Genomic DNA, 22,908 nt, shown 5'->3' with positions numbered 1-22,908 from the left:
AACGGCGGTTTCTCCAGTCCAATAAAGGCGACCGCACCCTACCGCCACACTGGAGAAACCGCCGTGACCGTCGCCCTGCGCCCGCCTCGTCCCACCACCGCAAACCTTCTGCCTGCGCTCTTTGCCCGCTCGTGGCTGAAAGAACAGCGGCTTTCTGACGACGGCTTCTGCGACTCCCTCGCCACCATCCAGCTCTCCCCCAGCCTGTCCATGGCTCTGGTCTTTCCTGGCAAGCAGACCTTTCGCCGGCTCAGCCACCGTGGCCTCGCGGACATGGATATCTCCGCGCGCCGAGCATGGAACCACGCCTCCCATAACCTGCAGCGCGCCGCACTCGATTCGCAAGGGCTGCGCTTTTGGACCCGCCCCGCCGCCTGCGAGCTTCCTTCCGCCGCCCGTTTCGGTGGCTTGCAGGTCCGCTCCCACGGCGCACCGATTTCCTCCTGGATTGCCCACCCAGAGACCTTTACCGTGCTGGACAAGCACATGCGCCGCCTCCTGCGATCGCACTCCCTGACCTACCTGGTGCCGGACTCCGCCACGCTCTTTGCCTTTGCCCACCTGCCGGACACCTATGCCCGCCAACTGGCCGCCGATGCCGTCGCGCGCGTGCCCCGCCATCGCACCGTGCTCCACCCACGCCCGCTAGTATGGTCTAACGGATTCCCGCGGGAGTTATGAAAGGAGCACCATGCCGGAAAGTAGGATGTCGCGGCTGAGCAATCAGTACCACGACTGGGCGCGCAGCCACCCCACCGCCGCGGTGGACTTCCGCACCGCCATCGAGGACCTCCTCAATGACGCCGGCATCATCTTCGACCGCGTCTCTACCCGCGTCAAAACCTGGCCCTCACTGAAGGCGAAGGCCAAAAAGCGCCGCGAGAACGGCGATTTTGTCTATCCCCAGCCCTGGCAAGAGATCCACGATGTGATGGGCGTGCGTGTGACGTTGTATCACTCCACCGCTATTCCAGAAGCGCTAGGCGTTTTTGGTGAATCCTTTAAGGTTGAACGCTCCGTTGACAAGGCGGCCGAGACTCGCATCTCTGGTGGCTTTGGCTACGGCTCCCACCACCTGGTGCTTACCGTGACCGAAGATAGCGCGGCTGCAATGGAAGAGCTCGCCGCCTACGTGGGCTGGACCTTTGAGGTGCAGATTCGCACCGTCCTGCAGCATGCGTGGGCGGAGTTTGAGCACGATATCCGCTATAAGCAGGGACCGAACCCGCCCTCGCCGGAAGTTGACCGCCTGTTTACCCTGGCCGCGGGGCTTATCGAGCTTGCGGACCAGCAATTCGATGAAATCGCCGCGCTCAAGGCCCCCGATACAGAAACCGACAAGGACGTCGAGCTTACCGCCGAAACCTTGCCGGGCGTGCTCGCCATCATTTTGGGTAACCGCTTCCCGCTCTCGCGCTCGGAGCACTACCGCTTCTTGGCGGAGCTCCTAGAGCAAAACGGCGTGCGCCACCTGGGCCAGCTTGAGCAGTTGCTGGATGACACCGCCATTGCCCACGTCCACGACGCCATGCGCTACCGTTTCCGCCCCGGCCAGGTGCGGCTTATCGACGACCTCCTGCTCAACAAATTTGGCAAGCAACACATCGAGGCCACCGCCGAATCCGGCGACCGCCCGGGCCGCAAGCGGCGGCTTACTGCGCGCCTGAAAGCGCTACGCGCTGTCCACTAGCCGCGCGGTAATTTTCGACAACTTACCGGAAACCGCCGCGGAATTTCTCCATGTCGCGGCGTTCCTTCTTCGTCGGCCGGCCAGCACCGCGCGGGCGCACGGGAACCGACGGCATAAACTCCTTGGGCGGCGGCGGTGGCGCATGGTCCGTGTAGCAGGTGCGCGCGACGGGCGCGCCGACGCGCTTGGCGACGGTCGCTAAAACCTCGAGGTCATGCTCGTGGTGGTTGCGCCATACGCGCACGCGGTCGCCCGGCACCACCTGTTGGGAGGGCTTGACGGCCTCGCCGTTGATCTTTACGTGCCCGGCGCGCACGGCCGTCGCGGCCGCAGACCGGGTTTTAAACATGCGAACGGCCCACACCCAGGCATCGATCCTGACGGGGCGGCCGCTAGGTTGCGGTGCCGGCATCTAGTACTGGTTGTGGTTCTCGTTGACGATTTTCTGGATCTTTAGCCAGTTATAGCCGCCACCTGCGACGGCGACGATGGCACCAATTAGCATCCAGGCCCAGAAGTTAACCGAAAGCACGCCGAGCACTACGCCCACACCGATGCCGCCGGCCACGCATACGACAGCGTTGCGGGAGTGCTTGCGCACCTGCTGCTTGCGCTGCGCAATGGGGTTATTCGGTCGTTGCTGCATACTCATGGTCAGGATCCTACCTCAACCCACGCGCTGCCGGCCTCTGCCGCCTCGAGCTCGCCCTGCGAGATCGCTGCCAGCGTTGCTTCCAGCTCGTCCAGCCCGCCTGGGTGCACGGCCACGGTAAAGGTGACCGCGGCCGCATAGGCGGTATCGGTTATCTCATAACCGCGCCCACGCAGGTCCGCCTCTACTCGCCCGGCCGTCGCGTGTGGGCACTCCACCGCATAAAGCTCCCGGCGCGCCCTGGTTACCGCGCGCACCTTCTCCATGGCCTCACTCACCGCACCACCATAGGCATGCACCAACCCGCCGGCCCCCAACTTGATGCCGCCGAAGTAGCGCACGACTACCGCGCACACATCGAGCATGCCGGAGCCCTTCACCACGTCCAGCATCGGCTTTCCGGCTGTGCCGGAGGGCTCACCATCATCGGAGGATCGCTCCACCGGGTTTGCGCCATCGACGTGGTAGACGTAGGCAGAGCAATGGTGACGGGCGTCGGGAAAGCGGCTGCGGGCGGCGTCGATAAACGCGCGGGCTTCTTCCTCATTAGTGACGCGACCAATCAAGGTAATAAACCGGGACCGCTTAATTTCAATTTCGTGTTCAACCTGGCCTACTGGGCGACGATAAGAATCCTGCATTAGGCCACGAGGAATTCATACTCGGGGGTGCCGGGCTTGAGGTACTGCACCGAAATCTTGGATTCTCCCATGCGCTCTAGCAGGCCCTCGAGATCTTCGGCACGGCTAAGCTGCAGGCCCACCAGCGCGGCGCCCGTCTCGCGGTTATTGCGCTTGAGATATTCAAAGAGCGTGATGTCATCGGTCGGGCCCAGAATCTCGTGCAAGAAATGGCGCAACTGGCCCGGCTCCTGCGGGAAATTCACCAAGAAATAATGCTTCAGGCCGCGGTGGACCAGGGAGCGTTCCATGATTTCGGCGTAGCGCAGCACATCGTTATTGCCGCCGGAAATTACGCACACCACCGTTGAGCCTGGTTCCAGGTCCAATTGGTGCAAGCCCGCCACCGACAGTGCGCCGGCTGGCTCCGCAATGATGCCCTCATTTTGATACAGGTTGAGCAAGTCCGTGCACACCGCGCCCTCGGATACGGTGTCGAAGATCAGGCGCTCGCGATTGGCTTCCAAAATCTCATAGGGCAGCGCGCCAAGGCGCTTGACGGCCGCGCCATCCACGAAGGGGTCGACCTCCTCGAGCGTGACTGGGCCGCCGTGGTCAAACGCCGCTCTTAGCGACGCCGCCCCCTCCGGCTCCATACCCACCACCCGGGTCTGCGGCGCCATATCCGCCACGTAGGAGGTGATGCCAGAAATCAGGCCGCCGCCTCCCACAGGAACGACGATGGTATCGAGAGACTTGCCCTTGGCCGAAAGCTGCGCCAGAACTTCCGCCGCAACCGTGCCTTGTCCGGTGATGGTATCGCGGGCGTCGAAGGGCTCGATGAAGGTGGCGTCGCGCTCGGCGGCGTCGGCATGCGCGGCGGCAGCTGCCTCATCGAAGTTGGCGCCGACCACCACCAGTTCCACCTGGTCACCGCCGTGGATCAGGATGCGGTCGCGCTTTTGCATCGGCGTGGGCTCCGGCACGAAAATCTTGCCTGCAATCCCCATCGTGCGGCAGGCATAGGCCACGCCCTGCGCATGGTTGCCGGCCGACGCCGTAACAATTCCCCGGCCGCGCTCCTCCTGGGGAACATTCGACATACCGTTTAACGCGCCGCGAATCTTATAGGAGCGCACGTCCTGCAGATCCTCGCGCTTGAGATAGACCTCGCAGCCCGTCTCGTCCGACAGCCGGGCGCAGTACTGCAGCGGAGTCGGGGCGATTTCCGAGCTAATCCGCGCCTGCGCCTGCTGGATATCGGATGCATGGATGGTCGAATCAGTCATGTCTTGACAGTCTACCCATTCACTGGAAATTCACTGTCCTTTAGTTGCACCGTTACCTCCATCAGCAATAGTGGACATAACCACAAGAAAGGAATACTTATGCTCAAGCGCATCTCTCTCTGCGTTACCTCCTCGCTCGTCCTCGCCTGTGCCCCGGCCGCACACGCCCACATCGTGGATAACGTGCTGGAACACTCCGCCCCCAACGCCGCACTACAGCTGACCCCCATCGGTTCCCATGAATCCGGCGTCCTGGGCAAATCCGCCGCCGAAATCGTCGCCTACCACGCTGCGTCCCAGCGCATCCTCACCGTCAATGCGCGCTCCGGCGAGGTCGATATCCTCGACGCCTCCGATCCCACCCAGCCGCGCAAGATCGGCGCCATCTCCGCCGGCGGGGACAAGGAAATCAACTCCGTAGCCGTGCGCCCCGATGGCCTGGCCGTTGCCGCGGTGCAGCAGGCGGACAAAACCGACAACGGCGAGGCGCTGTTCTTCAATGCCGAAACCGGCGAGGAGCTTGGGCGCGTAGGCGTTGGCGCCCTGCCCGATAACGTGCACCTCACCGCCGACGGCCGCCACGCGCTGGTAGCCAACGAGGGCGAGCCTTCCGACGCCCTCAACGCCGAGGGCACCGCCTACCTCAAGGACCCAGAGGGCTCCATTTCCGTCATCAGCCTGCCCGAGGACGTCGCGGCGCCCGCGCTTGGCGACGTCCACACGGCCGACTTCACCGCCTTTGACACCGCCGACCTCGACCCCTCGATCCGTGTCTTTGGCCCCTCCGAGCACCATAACCAGCCTTCGCGCGACTTCGAGCCGGAATATATTTCTTCCGCGGGCGGCAAGGCCTATGCCACGCTGCAGGAAAACAACGCCATCGCGATCATCGATATCGAGTCCGCCACCGTGGAAAAGGTAATCCCCGCTCATATTGCAGACCACTCCCAAGTGCCGGTGGATCCGTCCAATAAGGATGACGTGGCGGAGCTGCGCACCATCCCGGTCAAGGGCCTGTCCATGCCGGACTCCATCGGCGCTTTCGAGGCAGAAGGTCAGACCTATTTCGCCACCGCCAACGAGGGCGATGCCCGCGAGTGGGGAGGCTATACCGACGAAGTAGAGCTCAAGGACCTAGTAAAGGACGGCAAGGTCTGCGACGGCCTCGAGCTCCCCGAGGGCATTGAGGATAAGAAGTTTGCCGGCAACCTCAAGCTCACCAACGCTTCTGGCTGGAACGAAGAAAAGGAATGTTTCGACGGCCTGTATTCCTATGGCTCGCGCTCTTTTAGCATCTACGACGCCGAGGGCAACGTCGTCTTCGACTCCGGCTCGGACTTCGAGAACATCACCAAGGATATGCCCGGCCTGAACTTCAACGCCGATAACGAGGATCCGGATTTCGATGACCGCTCCGATAACAAGGGACCAGAGCCGGAAGCCTTGACCATCGGCAAGGTTGGCGATCGCACCTACGCCTTCATCGGCGCAGAGCGCGTGGGCGGCATCTTTGTCTACGACGTAACCACCCCCGCCGAGGCACAGTTTGTCACCTACGTCAACAATCGCGATTTCTCCGTTGGCTACGACGAGGACGATGTCGCTGCCACCACCCAGGCCGGCGACCTCGGACCAGAGGGCCTAGCCTTCGTTCCCGCTGCAGAGTCCCCTACCGATGACGCGCTCCTCATCGCCGGCAACGAGGTATCCGGCACCACCACCGTGTTCTCCGTCAAGGACCTGCTTGCCGACGCCTCCAACAACGCCGACTCCCCTACCGCATCCGGCAGCTCCGACGGTTCCAGCAACGGCAGCAGCGGCAGCAGCGTCGCTGCCGGCGTGGGCATCGTGGCTGGTTTGGTAGGTCTTGGCGCCCTGATTGGCGGGGCGCTGGGATTCCTGCCGAAAACCGTCGACGAGTTCTATGCGCTGTTGCCGGCGCAGGTGCGCAAGCTTTTGCCATAGACCTTCCGGGGTTTACCTGCTAAATTATTTGAGGCTAATACCTCTCACTCTAAAGGAGAACCATGCGCAACCGTCTCAGCATTTCGCTCGTCGCCGCCACCGCCGTGGCAGCGGGCCTCGTTGCACCAGCTACCGCTTCTGCCGCAGAAGATAAGGCGAAGGAGATTTCGGCTGAATGCCAGGCCGAGGTCGACAACGCCAAGGAAGAACACCTCAAGAAGATCAAGAGCGGCGAGCTCGGATCTTCCGCCCGCACCCCGCAGGAGCTCATGCAGGGCCTGGCCAACGGCTACGGCTCTTCCGGAATGCCAAAGGAGCCGGACTGCGTAGCCGAGGAGGCAGAGGCACAACAGATCGAGGCACTCAAGAAGCTTCCTATCTGGGGTTCTTCCTCCCCAGAGAAGTTCCTCGAGGTCATGAGTTGGGTTACCGTGGCTGCCAGCCTCGTTGCTGCGCTGCTGCAGGCCTTCACCATGGTTGCCAAGGTGAACCCGGCTGTGCTGGAGCCAATGAAGAACGCCCTCAAGCAGCTGGGCGTGCGCTTCTAAGCACTGAATAATTGAGCCGCTCCGGAGCTCCGGAGCGGCTTTATGCGTTTTAGAAGAGTTCTCGGGTAGCAATCTCCGCGCCCTCGACCAAGGACTGCAGCTTCGCCCAAGCAATCTGGGGGTGCAGGCGGCCGCCCAGGCCGCAGTCGGTCGACGCGATGACGTTTTCTGGGCCGACTACTTCAGCGAATTGGATGATGCGATCGGCCACGAGGCGCGGATGCTCTACCGCGTTGGTGGAGTGCGAGACCACGCCCGGGTAAATCACGGTGCCTTCCGGCAGCGCGTGGTCCTGCCACACGCGCCACTCATGCGCGTGGCGCGGCGAAGCGGCCTCGAAGGAGAATCCGCCGACCTCGGCACGCAGGATTTCCTCGACAATATCCGCAAAGGGCACGTCGGTAACGTGCGGGCCGTGCCAGGAGCCCCAGCAGATATGCAGGCGCGTTTGTTCCTTGGGCAGGCCAGAGATGGAATCATTGAGGACGTCGATACGCTCGCGAATAAAACCGCGGAAGTCCTCGACCGACGGCTCCGGATTGATTTGGTCCCAAGCCTCGGCCAGGTCGGGCGCGTCGAATTGCACAGTAAGCCCAGCATCGGTGATGGCCTGGTATTCGGTGCGCATGGCACGGCCGACGTCGGCAAGCAGCTCATGCTCATCGTCGTAGTAGCGGTTGGTCAGGCGCGCTGCCGAGCCGGGCGAAAGGGCGGCGATGAAGCCGGGGGTGCCGGTTGGGAGGGCGTCGGCAAGCAGGCGAACATCGGCGGCAACCTCGTCCTGGCCGATGTAGGTTACAGGGCCGGTGAACTCTGGGTTCGCCACCTTGGCGCGGCCGGTGAAGATACCAGAATCCGGATCACTATAGGCCTCCGAGAACAACGCGCGGTCGCGGCGATCAATAAACGACGTCAGCCGCGGCTCACCCGGCTTAGATCGCACCACCTCGGCCGATTCCCAGCGGTCGGTATCCGTCATCGTCAGCCCGCCCAAGCGGCTAAACGAATAGTTCCACCACGCGCCATAATCCACCGCGCCAGAGGTGATATGGCCGTACTCGCCCTCGTTAATGATATCGAGGCCGAGATCGAGCTGCCGCTTGACGACGTCCGCCACCGCAGCCTCCAAAATCCCCTGAAACTCCGCGGCCGGCAGCTCCCCGCGCTGCAGGTTGGCTTCCAACAGCTCCGGGGTGCGCGGCAGTGAGCCGACGTGGGTGGTACGAATCTTGTTAACCATCAGGTTTCCTCCATCGAGATAGACTGTGCTGTCTAGATTAGTGGAGGGCGCCTGCCTCCGCCGAGTTTAAATTCAGCCTAAAATGCCCGCGCCCATTGTGGCCTTGAGGTCGCCCATGAGGTTGCCGGATCGCTCCACGCGCAGGTGGTCGCCGAGGATCATGGTGGTGGACTCGGAGCCGTCGACAAGCTCGAGGTACACGTCTGACTCGCCCTGGTTTTTGAGCAGGACCTGCTTGAGCCGGGCAATGTTTTCCATGGTGCACTGATCCGTGCGCAAAGTCAGGCGCAGCGGCAGACCGGCGCCACCGCCAGGACCGAGGTCTGGGACGCGGATATCAGAGCAGAACAGGGAGCGACGCTCATCGCGCACCTTGACGTTCACGCGCGCGAGGATGATATTGTCCTCCACAATCTGCGGGGCGACGAGCGAGTACACCTTGTTGAAGACCAAGATTTCCACCTGCGCGCCGTTGTGGTCTTCCACCGTGACAATGGCCCACGGCGAACCATCGCGCTTAGAGAAGCGGCGGTCCACGCCCGAAATAATGCCACCGATAATGAGCTCTTGGCCGTTATGGACCTCGTCGTTGAGGATCTTGGTCAGTGGGGTATCCGTCTGCGCGGCCAGCGCCTCCTCGAAGCCATCGAGCGGGTGGCCGGAAACGTAAAGGCCCAGCATCTCGCGCTCGAGGGCAAGTTCGTGTTTGCGATCCCAGTTGTCTTCTGGAATATCCAAGGCAAAGGCGCTCGAGGCCGCATCGTCCTCTCCCCCGCCAATTCCAGCGAAGAGATCGAACTGTCCCTTATCCGCGGCCTTCTTGGTGGTTTGCACCGCATCCACCGCGTCCTCGTGGATGAGCATGAGACCCTTGCGCGGGTGGTTCAAGTCATCGAAGGCACCGGCCTTAATGAGCGCTTCTGTCACGCGCTTGGTGCAGGCGGCGAGCTCGATCTTGTCCAGATAATCGCTAAAGGAGGTAAACGCGCCCTTGTCGTGGCGGGATTTGATGATGGATTCCACCACTTCCGAGCCAACGTTGCGGATAGCACCCATGCCGAAGCGGATATCCTCTCCCACCGCCTGGAAGTCCTCTTCGGACTCATTGACGGACGGCGGCAGCACCTTGATGCCCAGGTGTCGGCAGTCCGACAGGTAAATAGCGGACTTATCCTTTTTATCGCCCACCGAGGTCAACAGCGCGGCCATGTACTCCGGCGCATAGTAGGCCTTGAGGTAGGCCGTCCAGAAGGACACCAAGCCGTAGCCCGCGGCGTGGGACTTATTAAACGCGTAGGACGCGAAGGGCTCGATGGTGCCCCACAGCGCATCCATGGCGGACTTGGAGTAGCCGTTTTCTTGCATACCGCCCCAGAACTTGTCGTACTGCTGCGCCAGCACTTCCGGCTTCTTCTTACCCATCGCCTTACGGAAACCATCTGCCTCGCCGGCCGTGTAGTTGGCGACCTTTTGCGAGATACGCATGATCTGCTCCTGGTAGACGATGAGGCCGTAGGTCTCATCCAGGATTTCCTTGAGCGGCTCTTCCAACTCCGGGTGAATTGGAGTGATTTCCTTACGGCCGTTCTTGCGGTCCGCGTAGTCCCAGTGGGCGTTCACGCCCATCGGGCCCGGGCGGTAGAGCGCAAGGGAGGCCACAATATCCTTAAAGCCGGTCGGCTTCATGCGCTTGAGAAGCTCCTGCATTCCGCCGGAGTCGAGCTGGAAAACACCCAGCGTATCGCCGCGCGAGAGCAGGTCATAGACCTTGGAGACCTTGGGGTCGTCAGCATGCAGCTGCTCCAGGTGGATTTCTTCGCCGCGGTTGCGCTTGATGTTTTCAATCGCATCGCCGATAACGGTGAGGTTACGCAGGCCCAAAAAGTCCATCTTCAGCAGACCGATGGCCTCGCACGCCGGGTAATCCCAGCCGGTGATATAAGCGCCGTCGGCCGGGCGCTTCCACATAGGGATGTGGTCCATGAGGCGAACCGAAGCCATAATCACCGCACAGGCGTGCACGCCCGCCTGCCTGACGACGCCCTCCAAACCCCGCGCCGTGTCATAAATCTTCTTCACATCTGGGTCGGATTCCACCATCTGGCGGACCTCGGCGGCCTCGGAGTAGCGCTCGTGGTCCGGGTCCGTGATGCCCTTGAGTGGAATGTCCTTGGCCATGATGGCAGGCGGCAGCGCGCCGTTGATGCGGTCGGCCATCTGGAAGCCGGGCTGGCCAAAGTGCACCTTGGCCGAGTCCTTAATGGCCTGCTTGGTCTTCACCGTGCCGAAGGTAATCACCTGCGCCACCTTGTCCTCACCCCAGCGCTCGGCCGCATAGGTAATCATTTCGCCGCGACGGCGGTCATCGAAGTCGATATCGATATCGGGTGCGGACGGGCGCTCTGGGTTCAAGAATCGCTCGAAGAGGAGATCGTGTTCCAGCGGGTCGATATTGGTAATGGTCAGCGCGTAGGCGACGAGCGCGCCGGCCGCCGAGCCACGGCCCGGCCCCACACGAATACCCACGGAGCGCGCATGCTTAATGAGCTCGGCCACGATGAGGAAGTAGGACGGGTAGCCTTTCATCTCGATAACAGAGATCTCATACTTGGCGCGCTCGATATACTCCTCCGGAACATCACGGCCGGGGAAGCGCGCTTGCAGGCCCTCCATCACCTCATGGGTGAGCCAGGAGGTTGGGGTGTGACCCTCGGGGACGTCGGCAATAGGCATGCGATCGTGGGTGTGTTCTTCCCAGATTTCGCCGTAGTCTTGCACGCGCTCGGCAATCCACAGGGTGTTATCGCAGCCGTCTGGAATCATATCGTCCCAGGTCTCGCGCATCTGCGCGGCCGACTTAATGTAGTAGCCGGTGCCGCCGAACTTGAAGCGGTCCGGGTCCATGAAAGTTTTGCCAGTCTGCACGCACAGCATCGCCTCGTGCGCAGGCGCCTGGGACTCCAACACGTAATGGCAGTCATTGGTCACCAGCGGCGGCAAGTCCAGCTTGCGTCCGATTTCTAGCAGGCCATCGCGCGTGCGCTTTTCGATGTCCAGCCCATGGTCCATCAACTCCAAAAAGAAGTTGTCCTTGCCGTAGATGTCCTGCCACATGGCCGCGGCCTCCAGCGCCTCGTTGAACTGGCCGAGGCGCAGGCGGGTCTGGACGTCGCCAGAAGGGCAACCGGTGGTGGCGATGATGCCGTCGGCATGCTCGGCGATGAGCTCGGCGTCCATGCGCGGCCACTTGCCCAACTGGCCTTCGTAGGAAGCCAGCGAGGACAAGGTAAAGAGGTTGCGCAGGCCGGTGGCATTCTCCGCAATCATCGTTTGGTGGAGGTAGGCACCGGACGCGGAGACGTCGTCGCGCTTTTGGTCCGGCGTGCCCCACAGCACGCGCTTTTTGTTGAAGCGGGATTCGGGCGCCATATACGCCTCGATGCCGATGATGGGCTTGACGCCGGCGCCGGTCATGCGGCGGTAGAAGGCATCAGAGCCATACATATTGCCGTGGTCGGTCATGCCGACGGCCGGCATTTCTTGGCGGACCACCTCGTCTGCCAGCATATCGACCTTGGCCATGCCGTCCAGCATGGAAAACTCGGTGTGGTTGTGCAGGTGGACGAAGGAGGAGTTTTTGGCCATGCGGCTCATCATAGCGGGGCGGTCAAAATGGGCTATTATTTTGTGATGCTCTACACTCTCGCCGCCTACATCATGTGGGGATTTTTCCCCGCATTCTTCCCTCTGTTGCTGCCGGCATCGCCGCTAGAAATCTTGGCTCACCGCGTGTTGTGGACCGCGGTTTTAGTCACCGGATTTTTGCTCCTCGGCGGCCGGTGGCGCGAAATGGTGCGCATGGACAAGCGCACGTGGGGTTGGCTTGCGGCCGCAGGTGTATTCATCACGGTCAATTGGGGCACCTACGTGGTGGCGATTAATAGCAACCACGTGGCCGATGCGGCGCTGGGGTATTTCATCAATCCCTTGGTGTCGGTCGCCCTCGGCATGGTGTTTTTGAAAGAGCGGCTGCGGCCGTGGCAAGCCGGCGCGGTGGGCGTTGCGGCCATCGCGGTGCTGTATTTGACGTTCTTTACCGGCCAGGCGCCATACATTTCGCTGCTGCTGGCGTTCAGCTTCGGCTTTTATGGGCTGCTCAAAAAGCAGGTTCGGGTGTCCTCGGCCGTCTCGGTCGCAGCGGAGGCGCTCGTGATGTCACCGTTGGCGGTGGGATACATCCTGTGGCTAGAAACAAGCGGCCAGGGCACGTTCGCCAGCGAGGGCGTCGGCCACGCGCTGCTTTTAGTCAGCGCCGGCTTGATTACCGCGCTGCCGCTACTCTGCTTTGCAGAGGGCGCACGGACGCTGCGCTTATCGACGATCGGCATGCTCCAATACCTCACCCCCATCATGCAGATGCTGTGGGCGCTCTTTGTCACCCACGAGCACTTTTCGACGCACCGCTGGATCGGCTTCGGCATCATCGGCGTGGCGGTGGCGATTTACGTCGCCGACTTGGTGCGCATGGCTAGGAGCGCTTAAGTTCCTCGCGGGCGGCGCGGGCACGGCGACGCGCCGCCTGTTCCTCTTCTGCTCGCAGCGCCCAGCGCGGCATTACCACGACGAGAAAGATGCCATAGGCACATACGATCCCGGAAAACACCAGCGTCATCGAGGAGCCGCCGGTGACTAGGCTGATAAGAAGCGCGATGCCGGAAACTACCACCGCGACCCACGCGGCGATATAGGCAAACTTGTAGTTGGGCATCCACTGCGAAAAGGGCTGCTGTGAGGACATGGGTCTAGCCTACGCGGTGGTCGTATTCGTGGGCCCAGTATCGACGAGGTCCGGTGGGGGCGGATCCCAGGGGTTGACCCAGCGCACGCCGCGGGCCGTGCGCTCGAAGCGGCCGTTGCGCGGCGGGCCGGTGCGATGGTCATCATTGCGGCCATTGTGGTAAGCACAGGCGGTGGTGAGGTTCTTCGCATTGGTCCATCCCCCGCCGGCCCAACTGAAAATGTGGTGGACCTGGCACTCATCGGCAGGCTTATGGCAGCCCTTCACCGGGCACGTGGGATTTTCCGCCGCGGCCATCATGAACTGCTTCCAGGTAGCCCCACGGCGCATGCGGTACAGGTTCACTGGGCCCTCTACGGGGTGGAGCAGGGTGACAAATCCCTCCTCGGCTAGCGCGCGCTGGGCCAGTTCGGCACCCGTAATCTGCGCGCCATTGGTCATGGTCAGCACTACATCGTCGCTGCCATGGGCCACGCCAACCAACTTATCCAGCGGCACCACAACGTTGGTGCGCACGGTGGAGGTGGCGGCACTGGTGCCGGTGCGGAAGAAGGAGGCGACGTCGGCAAGCGAGCCGGCATGCTGGTGAAGTTCTGCAATCAGCGCAGAAGGGCCAGTGATAGACAGAGTCCACGGCTTTCCGGCGGCGCGGCGCCGCAAACGCACCCCCGGCTTGGGTTCGCGCGGCGCGCGCATCTCACGCAGCTTCTTGCGGGCACGCCTTTCCATCTCCTGCGTATCGCACGCAATATGGGTGAGCTCGGCGCGCAGGGCCCAGGCGCGGGCTTGGGTGGGCGCGCGCCGGGCATGCTTTTCGATGACCTCCAGCGTCGGCAGCGAATGCCGGTTGCGGCGGGCCCCGTCCACCGCACGTCGTTGGCGGCGGCGAAAGTTGGTGGTCCCGAAGTAGACCTGCGCGAGCTGCGATATGGATTCTGCTGCAGCATCGGGCATGCCCGCTGCGGTAAGGTCCGCGGCGGAGGCATCGGCAGCCTCGGCGAGGATATCCATCGCCGAGTTGAGTGCCGCTATATAGGCCCGAATGTGTTCCATGCCCTAGATGCTAAAAGCGCTGGGCGGCCACCGCGCGCCATAGGGCCTAGGAGGGCGATATTAGCTGGGAGGGCGGATGGCGAAGCTGCCCCAGGCGGCGTCCGCGGGTGCGGGTTCGACGGCGGCGACGGAGGGGGTGGAGGCGACGTCGGCAAGCTGGGCGCCCGACCCCCACACCACTGCCGCGCTCACCGCGGTGGGACGCTGGCCATAGGAGGCATCGATGCGGTCGAAAGCGCGCTGGATGACAGCGGCGCGATCCTCACCGGCGGTGGGTTCGGGCACGTCGATGGGGGCGGTGGAACCGATAAGGATGGCGTCCATGCGCGGCGCTGCGGCAACGGCGGCCGCGGCGGCTACGGGCGGCAGGTCCTCGTCGAAGGTGACAAGGGCGTAGGCAGGCGCGTCTGGAATGTCGCTGCCGGACACGCGCGCAATATACTCCGCTCGCGATTCACCATCCGGGCCGAGCTGGTCTCCTTGCACCTGCGAAGAAGCCTGGGTCCCTAGGGCGCCAAAAAGCGCGAGCGCGGCGAGGAAAAGCACCGCAAGCACCGCCAAGGCCGCTAGCCGACGCCGCCGGTAGACCTTCCTCATCCCCGCAGAACCTCCAAGGCGTGCTCGAGATCGGCCGGGTACGGCGCTTCAATCTCGAACCACTTGCCGGTGCCGGGGTGAGTAAAGCCGAGTTTTACCGCGTGCAGCCACTGGCGCTTAAGCCCAAGGCGCTTAGCTAGGTTCGGATCCGAGCCGTACATCGGATCGCCCACGCACGGGTGGCCGGTGGCGGACATGTGCACGCGGATCTGGTGGGTGCGGCCGGTCTCTAGGTGCACCTCGATGAGGCTGGCCTCGCGGAAGGCCTCGATGAGGCTGTAATGGGTGACGGCCGCTTTGCCGTCGTCAAGCACGGCGAATTTCCAGCCCGACTTGGGGTGACGGCCGATAGGCGCATCGACGGTGCCCTCGATGGGATCCGGCAGGCCCTGCACCACGGCGTGGTAGGTCTTTTTTACGCTGCGGTACTTAAAAGCATGCTTGAGCGCGGAATAAGCGCGCTCCGAGGAAGCCACGACCATCACGCCAGACGTGCCCACATCGAGGCGGTGCACGATGCCCTGGCGCTCGGTCGGCCCGGACGAAGCGACTGTATAACCGGCCGCGCGCAGCCCGCCAATCACCGTCGGCCCGTCCCAGCCCACACTGGGGTGCGCGGCCACGCCCACCGGCTTATGCACGCAGATAATATCGGCATCGCTGTAGAGCACGTCCATGCCCTCGACCAGCTCTTCGCGCGGCAGCAACGGCTTTTCTGGCTCCGGCAAAAGCACCGAGACCACGTTGCCGGAGGTCAACCGCTCGGACTTGCCCAGCTCCTGGGAATCGATGGTCACGTTGCCCTCGGCGCACAGCTGCGCGGTGGCGCTCCGGGAAAGGCCGAGAAGCTTGGCCAGGGCGGCGTCGGCACGCATGCCTTCTAGGCCTTCAGGAATGGGGAAGCTGCGCATCTGCCTATTCATGCTCGGCCTTCCTTTCCTCCAGCACCATGGCGATGATGAACAGCACCACGCCGCAGGTAATGGCCGCGTCCGCAATATTGAACACGGCGAAAGAGCCGACCGAAATATAGTCCACCACGTGGCCAAACCAGAAGCCGGGGGCACGGAAGATGCGGTCAGCGAAATTACCCAACGCGCCACCGGCGATGAGCGCTAGACCCACCGCCTGGCCGGAGTGGGTAATGCGCGGGGCGGCAACGGCCACGCCGAGCACAAAGACCAGCTGAATGGTGGTAAAAAGCCACGTCGATCCCTCCCCGCCCATGGAAAAGGCGGCGCCAGGGTTAAAAAGCAGGGTAAACCGAAACCAGTCCCCTATGACCGGCAGGGGCTCGCCCTCCGTAAGGATGGAGAGCATTACTTGCTTCACGGCTTGGTCCACCAGCGCCACGGCGATGACAACCGCGGCGATAAGTCCTGTCTTGCTCCTTCGTTTTTGACTCACCCGCTCTATTCTAAACGGGAGCGTCCGGTATTTTGGTAAGCGTGTTTCGAGTCAAAGTTTTTGCAGCCCTGACCACAGCCGCCGTAGCGCTTACGGCGTGTTCCTATGAAAAGCCTGGACCCGCGGTAGAACAGCCCGTTGGCCTGACTATCGACGCCCCACGCGTCACCGTGGACAATCCCGGCACCGGGGAGAAAAAGCTCCTGGAATACCGCGATATCGACTCCACGCAGGACGTGAACTACCGCGTTACCGAGGGTTTTTCGCAGGACCTGCTCAAAAAGTCAGCGGCCGAGAAGTTTCGGGCTTCCGACGTCGAATCCACCACCACTACCCTGCCGCTATCGGCCAAGGTAGATAAGGCCAGCGAGGATGTCGAAGATCAGCTGCCCGCCACCCGCAATGCCTTTGTCACTGCCGGTGCGCCGGAAACTTCTGGCGACACCGACGTCTCTTCGGCCGAGGGATTCCAATTTGGCTGGCGTGGCCAAGACAATGGCCAGATGAATTCCTTGCGCCTTGCCGCACCCCAGGAGGCCACGGATGAAGCCCGTGGCTCTGTCGAACAGGCAATTATGAAGCTGACGGCCCTACCCGTGGTTTTCCCCACCGAGGAGGTAGGCACGGGAGCGAGCTGGACGGTGGATTCGCGCGTTACCGGCGAGTCCACCCTGCTGCAGACCACGCGCTATACGGTCGCTTCCATCGAGGGCGACCAGGTCAAGCTCAACGTGGAGGTAGAACAGCGGCCGTCGCTAGGCGCACTGTCCTTTGAGGGTCAGGCCCAGGGCACGGAGTTGGAGGACAAGGAGCTCAAGGTTGTGGACTCCAGCACCCAATCCAAGGGCAACATCACGGTAGACCTGAGCAAGCCGCTGCCCGTGGGCGGTAACGTGTCTTTCGACACGAAGGTCATTTATGGCGCCGCCGGCTCGGAGCTGCGCGTGGTGCAGTCGAGCCTGACGGAGCTGAACTTTTCCTAGTTACTCGGCCGGGGCTTCTACAGGAGCCTCAGCTGGCGCCTGCTCGGCGCCGGCCGCGGGGGCGTCGCCTTCGGCAGGAGCTGCATCGCCCTCGGCCGGTGCCGGGGCGGGTGCAGAGGCACCGGCGCCGGTATCCGCGCACATCTCCGGAACCTGCTCTGGCGGCACGGTGTTTTGGATGAGCGTGCAAGCCCAGGCCTTGGAAAGCTTCCAGGTACCATCTTCGTAGACGAACTCCACCTGGTCAGCGGTCTGCTGCTGGCCGTCAGCGGTGGTGAAGTTCACGGTGGTCAGCACGGACTGCGGGTCATAGCCCGGAAGCACAGGATCGACGACCTCGAACTCGGCACCGGATTCCGCCTTGGACTGTGCCATGGTGTCAAAGATTTCCGGTGCGGTCTCGCCGCCCTGCACGGTGGCGGTCTTTTCCTGCTCAGAAGCGTTCGGATCCGTGGCCTTGGCCAAGATGGCGTTGAGATCTGCCGGGGACGGCAGCGCTGGGGCAGCGGAATCGCCGTCAGAAGAGGCAGATTCCTGAGCCTCGGTGTTGGTGCTGGCGGTATCGTCCTGCTCGTCGTCGGAAGAGCAGGCGGCCAGGGCGGTGGCCGCGGTCAGTGCGAGGCACGCGGCGCTAAACTTGCGGAATTTCACTTCTAACTCCTCACGTCTGGGTTCTAAACTCCCATCAGTTTACAGCTGCACCAGCTTTTTCCGGGCTGCGCCCGCCGCGTGGGCGGAGATTTCTTTAACCTTGAGTACATGACCCGACTTGCTTTGATAGCCACCGGCGGCACGATCGCGTGCACCACCGTGGCCGATGGTTCCCTGGTTCCCACCATCTCCGGCGCAGACCTTGCCGCTGAAATCGACGCCGAGGTAGTGGAGTTTCGCCAGCTCGACTCCTCCTCTATTACTTTGGCGGACCTCGATGAGCTCATTGCGGTGGTCAATGAGCACACCGCGCACGAGGACATCGGTGGCGTGATCATCACCCATGGCACCGACTCCATGGAGGAAACCGCGTTGGCGTTGGAGATTTTCTGTGGAGGGGCAAAACCCATCGTGCTTACAGGCGCGCAGCGCGCTTACGATCACCCCGCGGCCGACGGCCCCACCAATCTGCGCGCTGCCCGCGAGCTTGCGGCCAGCGGGCGCCCTGGGGTTTTCCTCTGCTTTGGCGGGGAGACCATCCCGGCGCGCGGTGCGCGCAAGCGACACACCAGTGACCTGCGCGGGTTTGAGTCGCTGCCCGTTCCTGGCACCACCCCGCGTTTGAATCCTGCCCCGCTGGCGCCGCAGCATATCGAGATCATCCCCGCCTATCCGGGAGCGGGGCGCCTGCTGGTCGACGCCGCCGTAAACTCCCCCACCTCTGGCCTCATTGTGGAGGCCATGGGCTCGGGCAATATGGGCGAGGAGATGGGCCGCGCGCTTGCCGACGCCCTCCACGCCGGCCTCCCCGTCATCATTTCTACCCGCACACCCTATGGCCCGACGGCGCTGGCTTACGGTGGCGACGGCGGTGGCGCGAGCCTGGGGAAGCGTGGCGCCATCAACGCCGGATGGTTCCGCCCGAGCCAAGCCCGAATCCTGCTCGCGGCGGCGCTAGCCACCGGCACCGATCCGGCAGAGCTTTTTGCTCAGGAGGGCTAGTCCTCGCTGGTCAGCCAGTCCTGCCAATCCAGTGAGTCGAGCGGGTCTGCTGGCACGAGCGCGGGATCATTAGCCGCGAAGGATTTGGTGCGCCCGGGACCCGTGGCGCGGGTTTCAAAGCGCACGCTCACCACCCCGTGGCCGGCGCCTTGAATCCAGCCGTGTCCGTAATCGGCGTGGAAAACATCCTGCGTGGCGTGCCACTGGTTATCGGTTTCTTCTTCCACCGTCACCGTAGGCGCTGGAATGGTCGGCGTTGCGTCGTCGCTCACCCCAGTCTCATAGTCCGTATCTGCCGGTGCAGGGCGCACGATCTCGCGGTCGAGCTCCGGAAAAAGCACGTCTTGGCGAGCGGCCTCTAGCCCGGAATAGCTCACCCCCACCAAGCGGATGGGCCCCAGCTCATCGGGGTAGCGGGCAAGCTTGAAGGCGGCAGCGGTGAGCACGGCGGCGTCGTCAGTCGCGTAGGGCAAGGTGGTCGAACGCGATTCGATATGAAAATCCGCCATGCGCAGCTTCACCGTTACGGTGCGCGCGCCGCGGCCATCCTTAAGCAGCCGGCGGTGAGCGCCCTCCGCCGCGCGAGTGATGGCTGCATCGACCTCAGGGGCGGTCTGCAGGTCTTTCGGGTAGGTGTGCTCGGTAGAAATCTGCTTAGAGATAGCACGCGGCGCCACCTCGCGGTCATCAATGCCGCGGGCCAGCTGCCACAGCTGCAGCCCCACCACACTGCCGATGGAAATCTCTACTTCCTTACGCGTCATCGCCGCTAGCTGCCCAATGGTTTCTACGCCGATGGACTTGAGCTTCGCACCAGTCACCGGGCCAACTCCCCACAGCTTGTTCACCGCGAGGGGATGCAGCATATCTAGCTGGCGCTCCGCTGGGATAACAAAGGTGCCATCAGGCTTCGCTTCGCCCGATCCAATCTTGGCAAATTGTTTGCCCGATCCTGCCCCAATGGAGCACGGCAGCCCCGTCTCCTCCCGAATGAGCGCGCGCAGCTCATTCGCCCAGCGCTTGACCTCCTCCGCGGTCGCTCCTTCGAGGGCGGCGGGTTCCATAAAAGCCTCATCGATGGAAAGCTGCTCGATAACCTCCACGTGTTGCGCGATGATGCCGAAGACGCGCCGCGAGGCCGCCGCATACACCGCCCGGCGCGGCTGCACTACCACCGCGCGAAGTCCAACAAGCTGCTGCGCGCGATACATCGGCATGGCCGAATGCGCGCCGTACTCGCGCGCCTCATAGGAGGCGCCGGCCACCACGCCGCGCCCACTGGTGCCTCCCACCAAAACGGGACGTCCCTGCAGCGTAGGCCGGGTCAGCTGCTCGACGGAGGCGAAAAACGCGTCCATGTCGATATGTAAAACCCAGCGTTGCATGCGGCCCAGTTTAATAGGCGCGCTCACGGGCGCACTCCTGGGTGTTTGTGCACCGTTAATTAAAGCTTTTATTTCTTTCCATCTCATCGCCACTCGCATGCAACGTCATACATTTACGTTGTTCAAGGACACCTCGTCCAACCGGTAAGCCTGAGCACACAAAGCCCCCTTACTTCATGCTGCCTGCCTCGGGGGGCACATCGACCGCGCCGCCCTACAGTGCGTTGCCAGATTGACCCCGCGGGAAACCACGACTGTCTTTGGGATGGAGTCCGCAAGCTTAAAAATCGCAGATTCGCCGAGCGACCAAAGGAGGTGCACCACCCCCAAACGAACAGCCACAGCCCCGCGCAAACTATTTCCGTAATACGTATTTCCCACCTGCCTGGCAGTACACCCGAAAGGCCGCACATGCCCGCTAGCATCTTCGTCTTTTCAGATCTCCACTTAGGTCTCCCCGGCGCCCCCGGCTTGGACTGGGCCCTGCAAGCACTCGAGGTTGCCGCCAATAGTGGGGCCACGGCGTGCGTGTGCTTGGGCGATATCATTGACCGCAACGCGGACTCGGCCGAGTTCGTGCCTCAGGTCCGCGCCATTATGGCCCATGCTGTCACCCTGTTCAACGAAGTCCACTTCATTTCCGGCAACCACGATACCCACCACAGCCTGGACTTCCCGCCCGAGGTCACGGTCCACGGCACGCAGGTGCATACCTTTCATATAGGAAACACCACGGTTCTAACCGCAGCGGTGGCCACCGATCCGGACCCGCGCCGCCTCCAGTTTCCTCCCCGCCGCAGCGACGGCCCCGTCCTCGGCCTCCTACATTCTTCCGTCACCGGTGAGTTTTCTAAAGGCACCTGCCTGCCGCTGTCCGTGGCTGAGATACAGGCCTGCGAGGCCGATGCCTGGATCCTTGGGCACGTCCACACCCCGCACACGCTTGCCGACGCGCCCTTCATCGGCTGGGTCGGCATGGGCCACGGCTTACTCTTCGACCCTGATACGTGCCACGTCACACGTTTGCCTAACTAGATTCGTTCCCCACAAATACCCTCATATTCTTGCTTGCACGCAAGCTTGCATGCAAGATGGATGCATGTCCAATGAACGAATGCAGCCCGCCGCGGAGCGCGCCTATGACTTCGTCAAAGAGAAGATCATCGACGGCTCCTTCGATCCCTCGCAGATGCTTTCCGAGGCCTCCCTGGCTACCGAAATGGGAATTAGCCGCACCCCAATGCACGAGGCGTTCCTGCGCCTAGAGGTCGAAGGCTTTCTACAGCTCTACCCCAGGCGGGGTGCGCTCATCGTGCCGATCAGCCCGCAAGAAATCCGCGAGGTCTATGAAGCACGCTTGCTCGTAGATAGGCACTGCGCTGAGAAAATCTGCGCCATGCCTGACACCGAGCGCGCGGACATCGCTGATCAGCTAGACGCGACCATCACGGAACAAGACGCTGCGTTGGATGGCGCAGACCTGCATGCCTATGCGCATCTTGATGCGCGTTTCCACCAGATCATCATGGATGGCGGTACCAATACCCTGCTGGCTGGGCTGGGACACCAGCTGCGCGAACGCCAGCAGCGTTTTACCGCTACAGCCATTGGCCGCAACGTAGCCCGCGCCCGCACCTTCGTGGATCAGCACCGCACGCTTGCCGATGCCCTCCGCACCGGCGACCTCGACGCCTACCTTTCCGCATTGGACACCCACCTAACCAACTCGAGGAATCAACTATGACCGAAAAGTTTGCCAAACACTCATGGTTTCCCGTCGCTGGCAGCATGGTCGCTGTCGCGTGGGGCGGCAATGAGTTCACCCCTCTCCTAGTTATGTACCGCGAGGAGTCGCACTTCTCGCAGGTCACCGTCAATGGCCTCTTGGCCGCCTATGTGCTCGGCATCGTGCCGGCGTTGCTCATTTCTGGCCCGCTTTCGGACTACATTGGCCGCCGCCCCACTATGCTGCCTGCCGCACCGCTGTCACTGTTGGGTTCTTTCCTCTTATCCATCGCGCCGAACGAGCCGCTCGTCATCGCCGTGGGCCGCATCATGTGCGGCTTGGCTTTGGGCATCGTCATGGCTGTCGGCTCCACATGGGTGGCAGAGCTCATCACCCGCGCTGGCGGCGATCCAGCTGCCGGGCCGCGCCACGCCTCCCTGTGCCTGACCTTAGGTTTCCTCATCGGCGCCGGCCTCGCATCGGTACTGGCCCAATGGGGTCCGTGGCCCACCCACTTGGCGTATATCCTGCACATCCTCCTCACGGTTGCCACCGCCATCTGGCTGATGAAGACCCCGGAAACCCGCCCGCCGCGGGGCGCTACGGTAAAAGACACCTTCCTTGACTTAAGCATCCGCGACATGCTGCGCATGCTACACATCCCCTCCGCAGCACACCGCCGCTTCGTGCGCATTGTCCTGCCGGTCGCACCGTGGGTCTTCGGCTGCGCTGGCGCCGCCTATGCCCTCCTGCCCCAGCTTTTGTCCGAGTCCGCCGGCGATGCCCCCATCGCTTTCTCGGGCCTGATGACCGTTATCACCTTGGGCTGCGGCGTCGGCATCCAGATGCTCGGCAAGGTCATCGATACCAGCCGCTCCGCCCGCGCTTCCGCAGTTGCCATGGGGGTTATCACTGTGGGCACCATCCTCGGCGCGGTTGCCTCCCATACTCGCTCCCTGCCGCTCGGAATCGCCGGCGCAGCGGTCATGGGCGCAGGCTACGGCCTCGCCCTTGTCGCCGGTCTCTCCGAGGTCCAACGCATCGCCCGCGCCGAAGAACTCGCCGGCCTCACCGCCGTCTACTACTCGGTGTCCTATACCGGCTTCTTTATCCCCATGGCCTTCAGCGCACTCGCGCCGCTGCTCGGCTTTACCACCCTATTCCTCATTGGCGCCGTGCTCGCACTGTGCTGCCTCATTAACGTGGTCCTCGGCTGGCGCGCCCACCTGCCTGGCCCGGTCCGTTAAGTCCTATCACTCATAAAAAATTGCCCAGCCGCACTGGCTGGGCAATCATTTTTTA

At 62.7% G+C, this 22,908-nt stretch carries 23 protein-coding genes; 10 read left to right on the top strand and 13 right to left on the bottom strand.

Annotated elements, in window-relative coordinates; genetic code table 11:
- Nucleotides 1–63: 63 nt before the first annotated feature.
- Together QKD99_RS05480 and QKD99_RS05475 are read left to right on the top strand one after the other, a co-directional pair.
- Nucleotides 64–681 carry a hypothetical protein gene (locus tag QKD99_RS05480; protein ID WP_005328828.1) on the top strand — a complete coding sequence of 206 codons (618 nt, stop codon included), beginning with the start codon at nucleotides 64–66 and terminating at the stop codon, nucleotides 679–681.
- 10 nt (nucleotides 682–691) lie between these two features.
- On the top strand, nucleotides 692–1,690 hold the full coding sequence (locus QKD99_RS05475) for a GTP pyrophosphokinase family protein (RefSeq protein ID WP_239277373.1): 999 nt from the start codon (nucleotides 692–694) through the stop codon (nucleotides 1,688–1,690).
- Nucleotides 1,691–1,712: 22 nt separating this feature from the next.
- On the opposite strand, the gene QKD99_RS05470 is transcribed toward QKD99_RS05475, so the two are convergent.
- From QKD99_RS05470 to ilvA, 4 genes are read right to left on the bottom strand one after another with little or no spacing between them, the layout of a single operon-like run.
- Complete coding sequence (locus tag QKD99_RS05470) at nucleotides 1,713–2,102, bottom strand: RNA-binding S4 domain-containing protein (RefSeq protein WP_023021235.1); 390 nt, start codon at nucleotides 2,100–2,102, stop codon at nucleotides 1,713–1,715.
- A complete protein-coding gene (locus tag QKD99_RS05465) occupies nucleotides 2,103–2,342 on the bottom strand; it encodes a hypothetical protein (protein ID WP_239277372.1) in 240 nt (79 codons plus the stop codon).
- Nucleotides 2,343–2,344: 2 nt separating this feature from the next.
- Nucleotides 2,345–2,983, bottom strand: coding sequence for a YigZ family protein (locus tag QKD99_RS05460; RefSeq protein ID WP_347950920.1), 639 nt, complete (start codon nucleotides 2,981–2,983; stop codon nucleotides 2,345–2,347).
- On the bottom strand, nucleotides 2,983–4,251 hold the full coding sequence (ilvA, locus tag QKD99_RS05455) for a threonine ammonia-lyase IlvA (RefSeq protein ID WP_347950919.1): 1,269 nt from the start codon (nucleotides 4,249–4,251) through the stop codon (nucleotides 2,983–2,985). Before ilvA ends, QKD99_RS05460 begins: the two co-directional genes overlap by 1 nt.
- Before the next feature lie 99 nt (nucleotides 4,252–4,350).
- On the opposite strand from ilvA, the gene QKD99_RS05450 reads away from it, so the two are divergent.
- Nucleotides 4,351–6,216 (top strand): choice-of-anchor I family protein, encoded by a 1,866-nt coding sequence (locus QKD99_RS05450; RefSeq protein ID WP_347950918.1) that lies wholly within the window; start codon nucleotides 4,351–4,353, stop codon nucleotides 6,214–6,216.
- 62 nt (nucleotides 6,217–6,278) lie between these two features.
- Entirely contained in the window at nucleotides 6,279–6,764 is a 486-nt protein-coding gene (locus QKD99_RS05445) for a hypothetical protein (protein WP_347950917.1), read from the top strand.
- 49 nt (nucleotides 6,765–6,813) lie between these two features.
- Here the strand turns inward: QKD99_RS05445 and QKD99_RS05440 are convergent, their stop codons facing one another.
- Together QKD99_RS05440 and dnaE are read right to left on the bottom strand one after the other, a co-directional pair.
- Nucleotides 6,814–8,004, bottom strand: coding sequence for a cobalamin-independent methionine synthase II family protein (locus QKD99_RS05440; RefSeq protein ID WP_347950916.1), 1,191 nt, complete (start codon nucleotides 8,002–8,004; stop codon nucleotides 6,814–6,816).
- A gap of 72 nt (nucleotides 8,005–8,076) precedes the next feature.
- On the bottom strand, nucleotides 8,077–11,649 hold the full coding sequence (gene dnaE, locus QKD99_RS05435; RefSeq protein ID WP_347950915.1) for a DNA polymerase III subunit alpha: 3,573 nt from the start codon (nucleotides 11,647–11,649) through the stop codon (nucleotides 8,077–8,079).
- Nucleotides 11,650–11,694: 45 nt separating this feature from the next.
- Here dnaE and rarD point away from each other — a divergent pair, with 45 nt between their 5' ends.
- Entirely contained in the window at nucleotides 11,695–12,546 is an 852-nt protein-coding gene (gene rarD, locus QKD99_RS05430) for an EamA family transporter RarD (RefSeq protein WP_347950914.1), read from the top strand.
- Here rarD and QKD99_RS05425 read toward each other — a convergent pair.
- The 5 genes from QKD99_RS05425 to lspA are packed head-to-tail and all read right to left on the bottom strand — an operon-like array spanning nucleotide 12,533 to nucleotide 15,868.
- Nucleotides 12,533–12,802, bottom strand: coding sequence for a permease (locus QKD99_RS05425; protein WP_347950913.1), 270 nt, complete (start codon nucleotides 12,800–12,802; stop codon nucleotides 12,533–12,535). The genes rarD and QKD99_RS05425 overlap by 14 nt on opposite strands.
- A gap of 9 nt (nucleotides 12,803–12,811) precedes the next feature.
- Nucleotides 12,812–13,855: an HNH endonuclease signature motif containing protein gene (locus QKD99_RS05420; protein ID WP_347950912.1), complete on the bottom strand. Its 1,044-nt coding sequence runs from the start codon at nucleotides 13,853–13,855 to the stop codon at nucleotides 12,812–12,814.
- Nucleotides 13,856–13,915: 60 nt separating this feature from the next.
- Nucleotides 13,916–14,452 (bottom strand): hypothetical protein, encoded by a 537-nt coding sequence (locus QKD99_RS05415; protein WP_284765780.1) that lies wholly within the window; start codon nucleotides 14,450–14,452, stop codon nucleotides 13,916–13,918.
- On the bottom strand, nucleotides 14,449–15,375 hold the full coding sequence (locus QKD99_RS05410; protein WP_239278933.1) for an RluA family pseudouridine synthase: 927 nt from the start codon (nucleotides 15,373–15,375) through the stop codon (nucleotides 14,449–14,451). Before QKD99_RS05410 ends, QKD99_RS05415 begins: the two co-directional genes overlap by 4 nt.
- A complete protein-coding gene (gene lspA / locus QKD99_RS05405) occupies nucleotides 15,368–15,868 on the bottom strand; it encodes a signal peptidase II (RefSeq protein WP_347950944.1) in 501 nt (166 codons plus the stop codon). Before lspA ends, QKD99_RS05410 begins: the two co-directional genes overlap by 8 nt.
- Nucleotides 15,869–15,900: 32 nt before the next feature.
- Between lspA and QKD99_RS05400 the strand changes: the two genes are divergently transcribed.
- Nucleotides 15,901–16,842: a hypothetical protein gene (locus QKD99_RS05400; RefSeq protein WP_347950911.1), complete on the top strand. Its 942-nt coding sequence runs from the start codon at nucleotides 15,901–15,903 to the stop codon at nucleotides 16,840–16,842.
- Here the strand turns inward: QKD99_RS05400 and QKD99_RS05395 are convergent, their stop codons facing one another.
- On the bottom strand, nucleotides 16,843–17,493 hold the full coding sequence (locus tag QKD99_RS05395) for a hypothetical protein (protein WP_284768556.1): 651 nt from the start codon (nucleotides 17,491–17,493) through the stop codon (nucleotides 16,843–16,845).
- Between the two features lie 108 nt (nucleotides 17,494–17,601).
- On the opposite strand from QKD99_RS05395, the gene QKD99_RS05390 reads away from it, so the two are divergent.
- On the top strand, nucleotides 17,602–18,495 hold the full coding sequence (locus tag QKD99_RS05390) for an asparaginase (RefSeq protein ID WP_284867633.1): 894 nt from the start codon (nucleotides 17,602–17,604) through the stop codon (nucleotides 18,493–18,495).
- On the opposite strand, the gene QKD99_RS05385 is transcribed toward QKD99_RS05390, so the two are convergent.
- Nucleotides 18,492–19,880 (bottom strand): DNA polymerase IV, encoded by a 1,389-nt coding sequence (locus QKD99_RS05385; protein ID WP_284867632.1) that lies wholly within the window; start codon nucleotides 19,878–19,880, stop codon nucleotides 18,492–18,494. The genes QKD99_RS05390 and QKD99_RS05385 overlap by 4 nt on opposite strands.
- Before the next feature lie 411 nt (nucleotides 19,881–20,291).
- On the opposite strand from QKD99_RS05385, the gene QKD99_RS05380 reads away from it, so the two are divergent.
- The 3 genes from QKD99_RS05380 (at nucleotide 20,292) to QKD99_RS05370 (ending at nucleotide 22,853) form a co-directional block, all read left to right on the top strand.
- Nucleotides 20,292–20,915 carry a metallophosphoesterase gene (locus tag QKD99_RS05380; protein WP_347950910.1) on the top strand — a complete coding sequence of 208 codons (624 nt, stop codon included), beginning with the start codon at nucleotides 20,292–20,294 and terminating at the stop codon, nucleotides 20,913–20,915.
- A gap of 64 nt (nucleotides 20,916–20,979) precedes the next feature.
- Nucleotides 20,980–21,624 carry a GntR family transcriptional regulator gene (locus tag QKD99_RS05375; RefSeq protein ID WP_347950909.1) on the top strand — a complete coding sequence of 215 codons (645 nt, stop codon included), beginning with the start codon at nucleotides 20,980–20,982 and terminating at the stop codon, nucleotides 21,622–21,624.
- Nucleotides 21,621–22,853: an MFS transporter gene (locus QKD99_RS05370; RefSeq protein WP_347950908.1), complete on the top strand. Its 1,233-nt coding sequence runs from the start codon at nucleotides 21,621–21,623 to the stop codon at nucleotides 22,851–22,853. The genes QKD99_RS05375 and QKD99_RS05370 overlap by 4 nt, the downstream gene beginning before the upstream one ends.
- The last annotated feature ends 55 nt before the right edge of the window (nucleotides 22,854–22,908 follow it).

It is taken from the genome of Corynebacterium sp. c3Ub_189 (assembly GCF_039907195.1).
In the GTDB taxonomy this organism is placed as follows: Bacteria; Actinomycetota; Actinomycetes; order Mycobacteriales; family Mycobacteriaceae; genus Corynebacterium.
Note: the sequence above shows the minus strand (reverse complement) of the source record. Positions and strands in the feature narration are given on the sequence as shown.